The organism is Actinomadura alba (assembly GCF_014323705.1).
In the GTDB taxonomy this organism is placed as follows: Bacteria; Actinomycetota; Actinomycetes; order Streptosporangiales; family Streptosporangiaceae; genus Actinomadura_C; species Actinomadura_C alba.
Genome location: NZ_JABVEC010000021.1, coordinates 137,690 through 151,059 on the forward strand (window position 1 = coordinate 137,690; position 13,370 = coordinate 151,059).

General features: G+C 70.5%; 16 protein-coding genes. 4 read left to right on the forward strand and 12 right to left on the reverse strand.

Going from position 1 to position 13,370, the window contains the following annotated elements:
• Positions 1–93: 93 nt before the first annotated feature.
• Complete coding sequence (locus HKK74_RS25535) at positions 94–906, forward strand: TrmH family RNA methyltransferase (protein ID WP_187245874.1); 813 nt, start codon at positions 94–96, stop codon at positions 904–906.
• 26 nt (positions 907–932) lie between these two features.
• Here HKK74_RS25535 and ptsP read toward each other — a convergent pair whose 3' ends face one another.
• From ptsP to HKK74_RS25580, 9 genes are all read right to left on the reverse strand, one after another.
• Complete coding sequence (gene ptsP / locus HKK74_RS25540; protein ID WP_187245875.1) at positions 933–2,594, reverse strand: phosphoenolpyruvate--protein phosphotransferase; 1,662 nt, start codon at positions 2,592–2,594, stop codon at positions 933–935.
• Positions 2,587–2,877, reverse strand: a complete 291-nt coding sequence (locus HKK74_RS25545) for an HPr family phosphocarrier protein (RefSeq protein ID WP_187245876.1) — start codon at positions 2,875–2,877, stop codon at positions 2,587–2,589. Before HKK74_RS25545 ends, ptsP begins: the two co-directional genes overlap by 8 nt.
• A 96-nt stretch (positions 2,878–2,973) precedes the next feature.
• Entirely contained in the window at positions 2,974–4,014 is a 1,041-nt protein-coding gene (locus tag HKK74_RS25550) for a zinc-dependent dehydrogenase (RefSeq protein ID WP_187245877.1), read from the reverse strand.
• On the reverse strand, positions 4,011–4,469 hold the full coding sequence (locus HKK74_RS25555) for a PTS mannitol transporter subunit IIA (RefSeq protein WP_187245878.1): 459 nt from the start codon (positions 4,467–4,469) through the stop codon (positions 4,011–4,013). The genes HKK74_RS25550 and HKK74_RS25555 overlap by 4 nt, the downstream gene beginning before the upstream one ends.
• Entirely contained in the window at positions 4,462–4,770 is a 309-nt protein-coding gene (locus tag HKK74_RS25560) for a PTS sugar transporter subunit IIBC family protein (RefSeq protein ID WP_187245879.1), read from the reverse strand. Before HKK74_RS25560 ends, HKK74_RS25555 begins: the two co-directional genes overlap by 8 nt.
• A gap of 138 nt (positions 4,771–4,908) precedes the next feature.
• Positions 4,909–6,048 carry a mannitol-specific PTS transporter subunit IIC gene (gene mtlA / locus HKK74_RS25565; RefSeq protein ID WP_187245880.1) on the reverse strand — a complete coding sequence of 380 codons (1,140 nt, stop codon included), beginning with the start codon at positions 6,046–6,048 and terminating at the stop codon, positions 4,909–4,911.
• An 83-nt stretch (positions 6,049–6,131) separates the two neighbouring features.
• The gene (gene pfkB, locus HKK74_RS25570; RefSeq protein WP_187245881.1) at positions 6,132–7,070 is read right to left on the reverse strand and encodes a 1-phosphofructokinase; all 939 of its coding nucleotides are present in this window, start codon (positions 7,068–7,070) and stop codon (positions 6,132–6,134) included.
• The gene (locus HKK74_RS25575) at positions 7,067–7,828 is read right to left on the reverse strand and encodes a DeoR/GlpR family DNA-binding transcription regulator (RefSeq protein WP_187245882.1); all 762 of its coding nucleotides are present in this window, start codon (positions 7,826–7,828) and stop codon (positions 7,067–7,069) included. Before HKK74_RS25575 ends, pfkB begins: the two co-directional genes overlap by 4 nt.
• Positions 7,829–8,315: 487 nt before the next feature.
• Positions 8,316–10,283 carry a hypothetical protein gene (locus HKK74_RS25580; protein WP_187245883.1) on the reverse strand — a complete coding sequence of 656 codons (1,968 nt, stop codon included), beginning with the start codon at positions 10,281–10,283 and terminating at the stop codon, positions 8,316–8,318.
• 187 nt (positions 10,284–10,470) lie between these two features.
• On the opposite strand from HKK74_RS25580, the gene HKK74_RS25585 reads away from it, so the two are divergent.
• The gene (locus HKK74_RS25585) at positions 10,471–10,950 is read left to right on the forward strand and encodes a hypothetical protein (protein WP_187245884.1); all 480 of its coding nucleotides are present in this window, start codon (positions 10,471–10,473) and stop codon (positions 10,948–10,950) included.
• A 118-nt stretch (positions 10,951–11,068) separates the two neighbouring features.
• On the opposite strand, the gene HKK74_RS25590 is transcribed toward HKK74_RS25585, so the two are convergent.
• A complete protein-coding gene (locus HKK74_RS25590) occupies positions 11,069–11,473 on the reverse strand; it encodes an ATP-binding protein (RefSeq protein WP_222722724.1) in 405 nt (134 codons plus the stop codon).
• A gap of 36 nt (positions 11,474–11,509) precedes the next feature.
• Between HKK74_RS25590 and HKK74_RS25595 the strand changes: the two genes are divergently transcribed.
• Both HKK74_RS25595 and HKK74_RS25600 read left to right on the forward strand, forming a co-directional pair.
• On the forward strand, positions 11,510–12,496 hold the full coding sequence (locus HKK74_RS25595; RefSeq protein WP_187245886.1) for a helix-turn-helix domain-containing protein: 987 nt from the start codon (positions 11,510–11,512) through the stop codon (positions 12,494–12,496).
• Between the two features lie 23 nt (positions 12,497–12,519).
• Positions 12,520–12,810 (forward strand): DUF397 domain-containing protein, encoded by a 291-nt coding sequence (locus HKK74_RS25600; protein ID WP_187245887.1) that lies wholly within the window; start codon positions 12,520–12,522, stop codon positions 12,808–12,810.
• Here HKK74_RS25600 and relB read toward each other — a convergent pair.
• A complete protein-coding gene (gene relB, locus HKK74_RS39280) occupies positions 12,761–13,009 on the reverse strand; it encodes a type II toxin-antitoxin system RelB family anti-toxin (protein WP_222722729.1) in 249 nt (82 codons plus the stop codon). The genes HKK74_RS25600 and relB overlap by 50 nt on opposite strands.
• Before the next feature lie 178 nt (positions 13,010–13,187).
• Positions 13,188–13,370, reverse strand: a 183-nt coding sequence (locus tag HKK74_RS39285) for a hypothetical protein (protein ID WP_222722725.1), incomplete at its 5' end; no start/stop codon positions are given.

The window sequence follows — 13,370 nt, forward strand, 5'->3', positions numbered from 1 at the left end:
GGCCGCCCGCCATCGTGTCCGGGCCGTGCGGGCCCGGACACCTTGTGGCCGTACGGGGGCGGGGCGCACGGCGCGAGGTTGCACACTGGGGGGATGGCCCATCTCGTCCCGCTGGCGGATCCGCGCGACTCGCGCGTCGCCGACTTCGTGCACCTCCGCGATGTGCAGTTGCGCAAGAGCCTCGAGGCGGAGCACGGGCTCTTCATCGCCGAGGGCGAGAAGGTCATCCGGCGGGCGGTCGAGACCGGCCATCCCGTGCGGTCGTTCCTCATGGCGCGGCGCTGGATCTCCGCGCTGTCGGACGTCCTCGATCGCGTGGACGCGCCCGTCTACGTGGTCGACGATGCGACGGCCGAGGCGGTCACCGGCTACCCCGTGCACCGGGGGGCGCTCGCGGCGATGGACCGGCTGCCGCTGCCGCCGGTCCGCGACCTGGTGACGCACGCGCGGCGCGTGCTCGTGCTCGAAGACCTGGTCGATCACGGGAACGTCGGCGCGATCTTCAGGTGCGCAGCGGCCCTCGGCGTGCGGGCCGTGATCCTGTCGCCCCGGTGCGCCGATCCGCTGTACCGCAGGTCCGTCAAGGTCTCCATGGGCGCGGTCTTCGCCGTCCCGTACGCACGGATGACCGACTGGCACGGCGGTCTGGCCGAGCTCCGCGACGCGGGGTTCCGGCTGCTCGCCCTCACGCCCGATCAGTCCGCGGTGCCCATCGACAAGGCGCCGATGGGCGACCGCGTTGCCCTCATGCTCGGGTCGGAGGGCGACGGGCTCTCCTCACGCTGGCTGCGCGCGGCCGACGAGGCCGTGTGCATTCCCATGAGCTCCGACGCGATGGAGCTCGGCGTGGACTCGCTCAACGTGGTGGCCGCGGCCGCGATCGCCTGCCACAGCCTCACCCGGTGACGAGCACCGCCAAGCGAGCAGTGTGGTCAGCGCGCGGCGAGCGCTGCCGTGCGCGCGCCCGCGGCGTCGTCGGCGTCCAGGGCGGCGTCGGCCATGCGCCGGCACGCGGCCATGTCGTGTTCGGCGAGGGCCGCGCGGACGGCGGCCACGCCGCGCGGCGCCATGGACAGCTTGTCGATGCCGAGCCCGGCCAGCACGGGGGCCAGCAGCGGGTCGCCGGCCGCCTCGCCGCACACGCTCACCGGCTTGCCGCGTGCCCGTCCGGCCTCCGCGCACTGTGCGATGAGCTGGAGCAGTGCCGGTTGCCACGGATCCAGCAGATCCGGTAGATCCCCGTTCTGCCGGTCCACCGCGAGGGTGTACTGCGCGAGGTCGTTGGTACCGATGCTGAGGAAGTCCGCGACCTCGAGCAGCCGACCGGCGCGCAGAGCGGCGGCGGGCACCTCGACCATCACGCCGACGTTGCCCAGCCCGTGTCCGCGTGCCCGGTCGACGAACTCGGCCGCCTCCCGCGCCGTGGCCACCATGGGCGCCATGACATGGACCTGCGCACCGGTCTGTACGGCCGCCTCGGCGATCGCCGCGAGCTGTACGTCGAGCGTCTCCGGGCGGAGCCGCGCGACGCGCAGCCCGCGTACGCCGAGCGCCGGGTTGGGCTCGTCGGGCAGGCCGAGGAACGGCAGCGGCTTGTCGGCGCCGGCGTCGAGGGTGCGTACGACGACGGGTCGTTCACCGGCGGCGCGGAACACCTCCGCGTAGGCCCGCGCCTGCTCGTCGAACGTGGGCTCCTTCTCCCGGTCGAGGAACAGGAACTCGGTGCGGAACAGCCCCACCCCGGCGACACCTGACACCTCCACCGGCCCGACCCCGGCGAGGTCGGCCGCCGAGCCGATGTTGACCAGCAGGTCCACCGGCCGCCCGTCGGCGGTGCGCCCGGGTCCCCGCCCGTCGGCGTCCTGCCGCAGCGCGGCCCGGTCCAGGGCGTCGGCCACGTCGTCGCCGCCGACCCCGACGTGGACCTCCCCGGTCGCGCCGTCGACCGTCACCAGCTCTTCGTCGGGCCTGCCCAGGATCCCCCGGCAGCCCACCACGGCGGGCAGGCCGAGTGATCTGGCGATGATCGCGGTATGGCTCGTCGGCCCGCCGCGCTCGGTGACGAGCGCCAGCACGGTCGTGGAGTCCAGGCCCGCGGTGTCGGCCGGGGCCAGGTCGTCGGCGACCAGGATGAACGGATGCCCGGGATCCGGTATCCCCGGCATCTCCCGGCCCAGCACGACGGCGAGTGCCCGGCTCGCCAGGTCGTCGAGGTCGCCGATCCGCTCGGCGAAGAGGCCACCGATGGCCTCCAGGGCCGCCCGGTGCTCGTCGAAGGTCTCGCGGAGGGCGTGCGGGGCGTCCGTGCCGTTCCGGATCCGGGTGGTCACGCCGTCCTCTAGCACGGGGTCGGCCGCGAGCGCCACCTGCGCCTCGAGGATGTCCGCCGTCGTGGCGTCCGTGGCCGCCTCCGCCCGTTCCCGCAGATCCCGCTGTACGGACGTCAGCGCGCGGACGGCCAAGTCGACCTCGCGCTCGGTCTCGGCGGCGGCGACCGTACGCGGTGGCGGCAGCTCCAGCGGCGGCGCCATGCGCAGGATGGGGCCCGCGGTCAGCCCGTGGCCGACCCCGATGCCGCGCAGGACCTCAGGCATCGCTCCCCTCCGGGCTCTCGGCGTCGAGGTCCTGGGCGAGCAGTTCGGCCAACGCCGTGAGTGATTCCTCGGCGTGCTCGCCCTCGGCGCTCAGCGTGACCTCGGTGCCTTTGACCGCGCCGAGCGACAGCACGGAGAGGATGCTCTTCGCGGGTACCGGCTTCTTGTCCCCGACCGCGATGAGCACCGCGGCCGGCTGTCGCGCCGCCGCCTGGACGAAGAGGTTCGCGGGACGTGCGTGCAGACCGCCGGACGAGCCGACGACGACTTTCCGTTCGGGCATGAGCGTCCTTCCGGGGAGGGTCGGGAGGAGGGGCGGGGAACGAGGGGTCGGCCGGAGGAGCGGCCACTCGTGGGGCGGCCGGACGCGCCGGACCGATCAGGGCTCGACGGTCACCTTCACCGCCTCGCCGCGGGCGACGATGTCGATCGCGTCGAGGACGGAGCCGAGCGGCCGCCGGTGGGTGATGAGGTCGTCGACCGGTACCTGCCCGCCGGCGATGAGCTCCAGCGCCCGGGTGTTGTGCGCGGGGGTGGAGCCGTTGGCGCCGACGATGGTCAGCTCACGGTAGTGCACCAGGTTCGAGTCGCAGGCGATGATCGGGTCGTCCTTGGGCAGCCCGCCGAAGAAGCTGATCCGGCCGCGCCGCGCGGCCATCCGGATGGCCTGCTCCTGCGCCGCTCCGGCCGCCGCCGCCGTGATGACCACGTCCGGGCCGTGTCCTTCGGTGAGGTCGAGGGCGGCCTGCACGATGTCGGTCTCGGCGGAGCAGATCACGGCGTCCGGCTTGACCAGGGCCGCGGCCTGGTCGAGGCGGGACCGGTTGAGGTCGGCGAGGAACACCCGCCCGGCGCCGTTCGCGCGTGCCATGCGTACGTGCAGGCAGCCGATCGGCCCGGACCCGATGACCATCACGTCGTCGCCGTCCCCGACCCGGGCCAGCTCCTGGCCGTTCAGGACGCACGCGAGCGGCTCTGCCACCGACGCCTCGGCGAAGGAGACCGCGGCGGGGATCCGGTTGACGCCGTCGACGGCGAGGACCTTCGCGGGAATGATCATGTATTCGGCGAAGCCGCCGTCGTAGTGGTAGCCGATCGACTCCTGGAACGCGCAGACCGCCATGCGGCCCCGCAGGCAGTCCCGGCACTTCCCGCACGGGATCGCGGCGATCACCTGCACCGGGTCGCCGGACGCCCATTCCGTGACGCCCTCGCCGACCTCCACGATCTCGCCGGCCACCTCGTGCCCCATGACACGCGGCGGGACGATGTGGTGGTGGCCGAACCGAGAGATCTTGACGTCGGTGCCGCAGGTGGAGCAGTTGCGGACCCGGATCTTCAGTTCGCCCGGGGCGGGACTCGGCTCGGGGGCGTCCTCGAGCCGGATGTCGCCGGGAGCGTAGAAACGAGCGACCTTCATGATGCCGGAGCGCCTTCCGTGGGTTGGAGGAGACCGAGGATCTCCTCGTGGGTGGTGGCCTCGCGCAGTGCGCGGGCCCGCTCGGGGTCGAGCAGGACCTCCGCGAGCTGGGCGAGGACCGCGACATGGCCGTCGCCGCGGGCGGCGATGCCGATGCAGACCGAGACCGTCTCGCCGTTCCAGTCCACTCCGCCGGGGAAGCGGAGCACGGCGAGGGCGTCGCGGACCACGGAGTCCTTGCCGTCCGTGGTGCCGTGCGGGATGGCGACGCCCTCGCCGAGGTAGGTCGGCACCGACCGCTCGCGGGCGAGCATGGTGTCGACGTACGGCTCCAGCACGGCGCCGATGTCGACGAGCGCCCGCCCGCACTGCCGGATCGCGTCGTCGCGGTCCGCGGCCACCGCGTCGAGGCGGATGCCCCGGGGGTCCAGCAGGGCGGTCAGGCCGTCAGACATCGAGGTCGCCGCCCTCTTTGATGATGGTCACGAGCCGCTTGACCGCCGGGTCGCCGATGAACACCTCGAAGGGCACGACGGGAATGCCGGGCGCCGCTTGCCGGGCGCGCGTCGCGAGCTCGGAGTGGGTGACCACGATGTCGGCGTCCGCCGGGATCGAGGCGACCGGCGTGTGGCTCACCTCGACCGGGAACTTCTTCAGCTCCTTGCGGAGCTGGGCGGCCAGCATGACGCTGCTGCCCATCCCGGCGTCGCACGCGACGATCAGCTTGTGGATGTCCTTGCCGTTGATGGCGGCCATCGAAGATCACTCCTTGGGAGAGGCGGACTGCGGTTGTGAGGAGGCCGGGCGGGCCGGCTCGGCCGTGGCCGTCGTGGTCTGTGCGCGGGTGCCGGAGGTGGCCCCGGCCTGCGCCCGGGTCTCGGTGTCAGTGGCGGTCTAGCCGGTGCGCGCCGCGCGGTCGTCGTCGGCCGTCTTGTCGCTCGCGGCCTCGGCGCCGTCGCCGTCGGTTTCTCCGCCGGTACGTTCCTCGGCGAGCTTGCCGAACCCGAGCAGCGCGGACCCGACGGCGAACGACACGGCCGCGGAGGCCAGCACGCCGGCGTACACACCGAACCAACCGTCCTTGGGGGTCTGCGCGACGTAGGCGAAGATGCTGCCGGGCGCGGGCGGCGCGACCAGGCCGGCGTCGGTGGCCAGGAAGATCGCGACACCAGTGGCGCCGCCGGCGATGGCGGCCAGGATCATCCGCGGCTTCATCAGGATGTACGGGAAGTAGATCTCGTGGATCCCACCGAAGAACTGGATGATGATCGCCGCAGGAGCGGTCGCCCGGAGCCGCCGCGGGCCGAAGAACAGGTACGCGAGGAGCACGCCGAGGCCGGGCCCGGGGTTGGTCTCCAGCATGAACATGATCGACTTACCGGCCTCGGCGGCCTGCTGAACGCCGAGCGGGCTGAGCACGCCGTGGTTGATGGCGTTGTTGAGGAACAGCACCTTGGCCGGCTCGATGAGGACCGACGCGAGCGGCATGATGTCGTGCTCGATCAGCCAGTCGACGCCGTTGCCGGCGGCGTCGGTGAAGGTCCGCACCACCGGGCCGATGGCCTTCATCCCGGCCACGGCCATCAGCATGCCGAGGATGCCGGCCGAGAAGTTGTCGACGAGCATCTCGAAGCCCGGGCGCACCCGGTCCTGGATGAGATCGTCGAACAGCTTCATCAGGTACGCGGCCAGCGGTCCGATGATCATCGCGCCGAGGAACATCGGCACTTCGGACCCGACGACCACGCCCATCGTGGCGACGGCGCCGACGACGGCGCCGCGCTGGTCGTGCACCATCCGGCCGCCCGTATAACCGATCAGTACGGGGAGCAGGACCTTGACCATCGGGTCGACCAGCTCGGCGAGCTCCTTGTTCGGGAGCCAGCCGGTGTCGATGAACAGCGCGGTGATGAGTCCCCAGGCGATGAAGGCCCCGATGTTGGGCATCACCATCCCGGCGAGGTGGGCTCCCACGCGCTGGACATTGGCCTTGAGTCCGCTGCCGGTGGGCTGCGGAGTGTAAGTGGTTGCCATGAGCGACCTCCTGGCGGAGCTGTCTGAGGGGGTTGGGGTGGGGGTGAGTTGGGGCGGCGGGGTCGGCGGGGTCGGCTGTTCGGTCAGGTGAGCAGCGGCCGGCGGGGGTCCGGCCGGTGATGGATGTGTACGTCGTCGCGCCGGATGTCCCGCGGCAGCGGCATCCGGCTGTCGGGCATGCGCACGGCGGCCGCACCCCAGGCCAGCCCCTCCGCGAGGGCCGTGGCGCCCCGCGCCCCGGCCCGCAGGAATCCGGCCAGCAGCGCGTCGCCGGCGCCGACGGTGTTCCTCGGCGCGGCGACATGGGCCTCGCCGGTGACGACCCCGTCCGGCCCGACGAGGATGGCTCCGGAGGCGCCGAGGCTCGCCAGCACCGTGTGCGCCCCGCGCTCGCGGAGTTCCTCGGCCGCCTCGATGGCGTCCGCCACGGAGTCGATCGGCCGTCCGACGGCCTCGGCCAGCTCTTCCCGGTTGGGCTTGATCAGGTCGGGGCCGGCCTCGACCGCCTCCTGCAACGGCGGGCCGCTGCTGTCGATGGCCACCTGCACTCCGGCGTCGGCGCAGGACCTGCACAGCTCGGCGTAGAAGCCGTTCGGCACGCCGGGCGGCAGGCTTCCGCAGGCCACCACCCATGAGGCGGTCCCGGCCTCGGTGAGCACCACCTCGGCGATGCGGTCCAGTTCCGTACGGGAGAGCGGGCCGCCGGGCTCGTTCAGTTTGGTGACCACACCGTCGGGTTCGACGATGGTCACGTTCGATCGGGTGCGTCCGTCGACCTCGACGGCGTGGAGCGGTATCTCGTCGGCCTCGAGCAACCGGACCAGCTGGTCGCCGTCGGAGCCGCCGACCGTGATGACGGCCCGGGTGCCGACTCCGCCCGCGAGCAGGGCGCGGGAGACGTTGACGCCCTTGCCGCCCGGGTCGAGCCGCGCGGACCTCGCACGGATCATGGCACCGGGGACGAGGCGGTCGACCTCGATCGTCCGATCGAGGCTGGGGTTGAGCGTCACGGTGAGGATCACGTGCTGACCACCCTCAGGCCGATCTGCTCGAAGTCGTCCACCAGATCGGAGTGCAGGCCGGTGTCGGTGATGAGCGTGTCGATGTCGGCGAGCGTGGCGAACCGGGCGAAGTAGTCATTGCCGACCTTGGTGTGGTCGGCCAGCACCACGGCGCGGCGGGCAGAGCCGATCATGGCCCGCTTCACCGAGGCCTCCGCCGGGTCCGGAGTGGTGAAGCCGCATTCGACGGACATCCCGTTGGTGCCCATGAAGGCGACGTCGACGTGGATCTGCGACAGCATCTGCAGGTTCCAGTCGTCGACCGTCGCCAGCGTGCGGGGCCGTACCCTGCCGCCCAGCATGACGACCGTGAGGTTCGGGCGGGCCGCCAGCGACACCGCGAGCGGCGGCGCGTTCACCACAACGGTGAGCTCACGCTCCATCGGCAGCAGGTTGGCCAGCCGCTCGGTGGTCGAACCGGCGTCGATGATGATCGCGCCGTCCTCGGGCAGCTCGGCCAGCGCGGCCTTGGCGATGCGCTCCTTCTCCTGGGTCATCACGGCGTCCCGTGCGGCGAGTGCCGGCTCGAAGCCGAGCCGCTCGATCGGGATCGCGCCGCCGTGCACCCGCCGGATCACGCCGGACCGCTCGAGCGTCGTCAGGTCCCGGCGGATCGTCTCGCTGGTGACGGACAGTTCGTCGGCCAGTCGGACGACGTCGACACGTCCGTTCTCCCTGGCCTGGCGCAGGATCTCCTGCTGCCGCTCCTCCGCGAACAATGTTGTTTCACCACCGATTTCATCTGTGTTTCACTGTGTTTACGCCTCCAGGTGTTGAATCGTCAAGGGTTATGCCGGTGGAATTCGCCTGATCTTCGGATGAGAGCAAGGGCGGGCCGCCAGCCGGCTCATGGGAGGAAGGTCGGACCGCCGGCCGGCTCGCCAGAGCGTTGTTCGGTGTCGGCGAACGCACGACCGAGAGCCGATCCGGTGGTTCGTTCGCCGACACCGAGCGCTGTTCGGCTGCTCGCGCGGCGGTCGCGCCGGGGGCACGGCGTCACTTGCCGCCCATCACCCCGACCTGGACGAAGACAAATGGGTACGGCTTCAGCACACGCTCATGGACCCGCAGATGGCCTTCGTGAACGCAGCCCGTCAGGATCTCGACCGCAGGCAACCCCGGCTCACAGTCCGCCCGGGTGGCCCTTCATCCAGCGCACAGGGACAGACGGCACTACTCCGGGCGCATAGCCGACGGCCGTAAAACTCAGGCGAGACGGGTGAGGAGGTCGCGGGCGAGGTCGGCCAGGACGTTGTCGTCGTGCGGCGTTCCGTCGTTCGTGCCGTCGAAGAGCAGGCGGCGCGGCGAGTCGGCCAGCCGGCGCAGTGCCGGTTCCAACGATGCCGGTTCCAGCGACGCCGGTTCCAGCGACGCCGGTTCCAGCGACACCGGTTCCAGCGACACCGGGGCCGAGCCGAGGTCGGTGAGCGCGCGCATCGCATGCATGCCCAAGGGGGTCGCGTCGATCGCGGAGGTGATGACCTCGGTCGCCGTCGGGACTCCGGTCCGCCGGAGCGCGATGGCGGCGTTCACCCGTACCCAGTCGCTCTCGGCTGTGAGCAGGGATTCGAGACGGTCGGTGAGTTCCGCCCCGTCATGGCCAAGGCGACCGGCGCTTTCGATCACCCAGTGGTCGGGCTCGCCGCCGCCGAGCAGGTCACCGAAGGTCTCCAGGGCGATCGCGGGGTCGCCGGTGATCCGGTAATGGGCGAGTGCCGCGTGCGAGCGCAGTGTCGGGTTCCCGGCCGGGGAGGTCCGCGGACCCGCGGCCCGGGGGTGACGTTTCGGCAGGCAGATCTCGGCGAGCAGGGGTGCCGCCTGGCCGGCGCCCGGCCCCAGCTCACCGAGCGTCATGCACACTGCCAGCGCGGCCTTGCCCGCGCGCACCATCGCGACCAGGTCGGGCACCGCCGCGAGCGCCGCCTCTCCCAAGTACGGCAGCCCTTGGACCAGTGTGATGGCCAGGTTGTTGCCGCCTATCGAGGCTCCATCGATGTCGCGCAGCCGCGACGTGAGGAGCGGTGCGAGGCCGGCGGCCCGCTCGCCGAACTCGGTCATCACGGCCATCAGCGCGTGGCGGGGCGGCTCGGTCATGTCCAGCGCCCGCTCCGCCAGCGTCAGGCAGTACGGATCGCGGAACCGGGCGAGCGCCGCCAGCGCCGCCCCTGGGTGGTCGCCGGCGACGTCGCGGATCCGCTCCAGGGCCGCCTCGTCCGGATCGTCGATCCTGGTGGCGAGCCGGGCTATCCGGTACAGGGTGTTGTCGAGGTATTGCGGGTCGGTCTCGTGCGGCAGGCGCTCGATGAGTACGGGAAGGCACCCGGCCTCGCGGCCGCGCCACTTGTCGGCGATGTCCCAGGCCAGCCAGGAGGCTTCTCTCGTCTTGACCCCGCGGCGCGCGAGCCGGGCGGCCACGGAGAGGGCGGCGTCCGGGTCCTCGGCGAGTTTGTCGTCGAAGAGTGGGTCGCTCTCCGACCGACCCGGCCACGGCAGATCGAATCCGTCGGCGCCGTCGGCGTAGGCCTCGGCGAGCGCGTCCACCAAGTCTGGCGGGAACGGGCGGGCCGTGGCGCGCAGCAGGGCGATCGCCGAGGCGACGCGGACCGCGGGTGCCGGATCGTCCAGGCCGGCGCGGTGCCGGCGCTCCGAGGCGTCCAGGTCGAGGTCGACCCGCGCCAAGGTGGTCATCAGGTCGGCACGTACCTGGACGTCGGGATCGGCGGCGAGCCGTTCGAGCAGGAGCGGCAGGTGCGAGAAGGCGACCTCGGGAAGCGTGACGAGTACGCGGAGCAGCGCGCGGCGCACCTGCGGATCGGGATCGTCCATCAGGGGGAGCAGCCGGGGGAGCGCGTCCTCGACGGCGGTGCGCACCTGGGCGATGCTGACGCCGCCGTCGATGTCGTTGCCGATCACCATCTCGGACAGGAGCATGAGGACGTCGTCGCGCCTGAGAGGGGCATGCACCGCGAGCCGCGTGAGGAACGGCACTGCAGGGGCGGAGGCGGAGTAGACCGTTCCCTGGTGGTAAATGGTGCCGCACAGTTCGTAGATGGCCTCGCCGCGGACCTCGTCGTCCTCGGACACCAGGCCGCGGAGCAGGTCGGGCACGTCCTCGGCCGGACCGTAGGCGTGGCTCAGTTTCGCCCAGTCGACGGTGTCGAGACCTTCCAGCACCGAGCCCTCCCGGACCTCCGCGTGACCGTCATTCCGCGGCGGCTACTCTATGACATGGTTTGACGGTAAATGATCCACAACGGCTACGGGGAGTGTTCAGAGACCGTCCGACGGACGGGATCGGACATCGCCACCGGATGCGCGCGCCTCGGCGGCGCCTTGCGGGCGAAACAGAACGGAGCGGAAAGTGAAAGCGCTCCTCGAACTGCTCGGTTTCATGGTCGAGCGGCTGACCGGCACCCGTAAGAAGGGCGCGCGCCGGCTGCCTCGTGATTCGCGGCGCTCGTGGATCGTCGGCGCGGTCGTCGTGGCCGGACTGGCCGGGGCGCTCGCGATCTACGGGTTCTCCCGCGCTGCTGATCCTGCACCGTCGTCCCTACGGACGCCGTCGGCGGCGCCCACTGCCGAGGGGACACCGACCGTGGAGGGGACCGGTTCGCCGGAGAAGCCGATCCGCTCGGCGCCGGCACGTGCGACGCCGACCACGGGCCGTCAGGTGGCGGAGGGCTCGACGGCCGACCCGGAGCCGACGAGGACCGAGACGCAGCCGGCAGAGGCGCGTGGTGTGCGTAAAGGTGCGTCCTGCTCTGCGAAGGGCACGGTGGGCTACACCGACTCGGGCAAGCGGGTGACCTGTCAGGGGCCGGGGCGCTTGCGATGGCGCTGACTGCGGCCGATCCGCGACCCATTGATGACAAGAGGCGATCAGCCGCCACCGACCGCTTGTGATCTCGCTGTTGTACGCCTGATCCACGAGACTCCCTGGCTCATCACTTCTTCTCCGTTCATTTCAGTAGTGCCCAGAGGATCTTGCCGGTGCCGCCGTTCTCGCTGCGCCAGCAGCCGAACTCGGCCGCCAGGGCCTGGGTGAGCATGAGCCCGCGCCCTGATTCGGCGTAGAGGTCTCGCACCGGCATGACCGGGTACGTGGGGGAGGAGTCCCAGACCTCGATGAGCGGGCGGCCGTCGTTCGCGCTGAGATAGACCCGTATCTCCTTGCCGGGCGTCTCGGCGATCGCATTGGTCACCAGCTCGCTCACGATGACGCAGGCGTCCTCCACCAGTTCCGGATGGCCGAGCGAGATCAGCTGGTGGCGCACGAACGTCCGCGCCAGACCGGGAGACTGCGGGACGGGGAACAGCGTGACCTCAAGGCGGGTCCTGCCCCGCATCGCCCTGATCGCGTCCATCTGCAGCCTTCCCATGTGCCCGGTGACCGATTCCGTATGTCACTCTGGACCGGATGGCCGCTCGACGCATTCGGCGGTGCGAAGTCGTCGAATAGTCATTTTCGACAATTGTCGATGCTCGCCGAAGTCATAACGTCGCCCGGCGGGATGATCCACCATGGGCGCATGGCAGATCCCCTGCGGCCGACCGTGCGGCGCCGCCGCCTCGGTCGGGAGTTGCGCCGGCTCCGCGAGGACCATGGGCTGACCCTGGAGGCGGCCGCCCGGCGGCTCGACCATACGTTCTCGTCACTCAGCAAGATCGAGCGCGGCATGCAGGGCCTGCGCCAGGGCGAGCTGAACTTCATCCTCGACCAGTACGGCGTCACCGACGAGAACCTCCGCCTGGCCCTCCTCGCCCTCCGCAAGGACGCCAACAAGAAGGGCTGGTGGCATCGCTATAAGGACGCGCTCTCCTTGTCCGTCATGGACTTCATCAGCCTGGAGGCCGACGCCACGGCCATGCGTATCTTCGAGGGATTACGGATCCCTGGTCTTCTGCAGACGGCAGATTACGCGCGCAGCATGATGAGGGCGGGTACGTCGCCTCCGCACCCAGACGAACAGGATGCCCTGGTCGCAGTTCGGCTGACACGTCAGCAGATCCTCACCTGCCCGAATCCGCCGCGGCTCTGGGTCATCCTCAGCGAGGCGGCGTTGCAGCAGAATGTGGGTGGCTCTCAGGTCATGAGTGCCCAGCTCGGGAAGCTGCTCGAAGTTGCGCAGTTGGGCAACGTAATGCTCCAGATCCTTCCTAATAGCGCAGGCGCCACGCCTGGCCTCGACGGGCCCTTCATGACCCTCGACATAGGTGAGCGAGGCGAACTCTCCATCGTGTATGTGGACACCCTTACCCGCGCCTGGTACCTGGAAGATGATGAGGACCTGCGCCGTTACCGTCTGGCCTTTGATCATCTATGCGCAGCAGCTCTTTCGCAGCGCGATTCGCTGGTTCTGATCGAGCGCGTAATGTCGGAGCTATAACGGCCTTGGAGGGAGCAGACCGCATGACCGAGCTGGACGTGTTGTTTGCCACCTGGCGCAAAAGCAGCCGAAGTGGATCAGGAACGGCGAGTGACTGCGTCGAGGTGGCGAGCGGGTGGCGAAAGAGCAAACGGAGCCATGAAGGTACGACGGCCGATTGCGTTGAGTTGGCGGTCGGGACGGATCGGGTGGTCGCGATGCGGGACTCCAAGGATCCGGACGGGGCAGTGCTGTGCTTCACGCGCCCGGAGTGGGTCGCCTTCCTCAGCCGGATGAAGGCAGGCGCCCTCGATCGGACCGTTGACCAAGCGTGATCTTGCGGGATCCAAGGGCACTGGACGGCGATTGGCTCCCCGGCGATCGGTCGCTGACGGGCAGTCTCATCGTGTGGTCGCCGAAGTCGGCAACCAGGTCAAGGTGGCCGCCGAGTGCTTCGACGTAGCGGCCGATGACGTCGATCGAGGTCACCTCGCCGTGTTCGATCTGCGAGATCCGGGCGATGCTCACGCCCATGGTCGCCGCGATGTCCTTTGTGTGAGTCTGGCTTGATTGCGTGCCTCGGCGAGCTGATGGCCTCGGGTTTCGGCGAGAAGTCGGCGTGCTCCGGCTTCGATCTCGGCGGGGGAGACGCCGGCCGCGTGTAGCTCCAACTCCAGGGTCTCCCAGTCCTGCGGGGTCCGCTTGGGCATGCTCACCCCTCCTGTTCGGTGGTGTGGTCGATGTACAACTGCTCGGCCAGTGCGATGTTGTCGCGTAGGACCGCGCCGCCATCGGCGGGATCGTTCTCAGGCCTTGATGGTGCATTGTGTTCGTTCGCGTCGTTCAGGCGGCGCGCATGGGGGGGTCTCCTGGTGGTTGGTTCTCGTGCAGGAGG

What these genes read in the sequence shown, in the direction of transcription:
- HKK74_RS25535 (WP_187245874.1), top strand. Translation starts at nt 94, where the DNA reads ATGGCCCATCTCGTCCCGCTGGCGGATCCGCGCGACTCGCGCGTCGCC.
- ptsP (WP_187245875.1), bottom strand. Translation starts at nt 2,594, where the DNA reads ATGCCTGAGGTCCTGCGCGGCATCGGGGTCGGCCACGGGCTGACCGCG.
- HKK74_RS25545 (WP_187245876.1), bottom strand. Translation starts at nt 2,877, where the DNA reads ATGCCCGAACGGAAAGTCGTCGTCGGCTCGTCCGGCGGTCTGCACGCA.
- HKK74_RS25550 (WP_187245877.1), bottom strand. Translation starts at nt 4,014, where the DNA reads ATGAAGGTCGCTCGTTTCTACGCTCCCGGCGACATCCGGCTCGAGGAC.
- HKK74_RS25555 (WP_187245878.1), bottom strand. Translation starts at nt 4,469, where the DNA reads ATGTCTGACGGCCTGACCGCCCTGCTGGACCCCCGGGGCATCCGCCTC.
- HKK74_RS25560 (WP_187245879.1), bottom strand. Translation starts at nt 4,770, where the DNA reads ATGGCCGCCATCAACGGCAAGGACATCCACAAGCTGATCGTCGCGTGC.
- mtlA (WP_187245880.1), bottom strand. Translation starts at nt 6,048, where the DNA reads ATGGCAACCACTTACACTCCGCAGCCCACCGGCAGCGGACTCAAGGCC.
- HKK74_RS25590 (WP_222722724.1), bottom strand. Translation starts at nt 11,473, where the DNA reads ATGGACGCGATCAGGGCGATGCGGGGCAGGACCCGCCTTGAGGTCACG.
- HKK74_RS25595 (WP_187245886.1), top strand. Translation starts at nt 11,510, where the DNA reads ATGTCACTCTGGACCGGATGGCCGCTCGACGCATTCGGCGGTGCGAAG.
- HKK74_RS25600 (WP_187245887.1), top strand. Translation starts at nt 12,520, where the DNA reads ATGACCGAGCTGGACGTGTTGTTTGCCACCTGGCGCAAAAGCAGCCGA.
- relB (WP_222722729.1), bottom strand. Translation starts at nt 13,009, where the DNA reads ATGGGCGTGAGCATCGCCCGGATCTCGCAGATCGAACACGGCGAGGTG.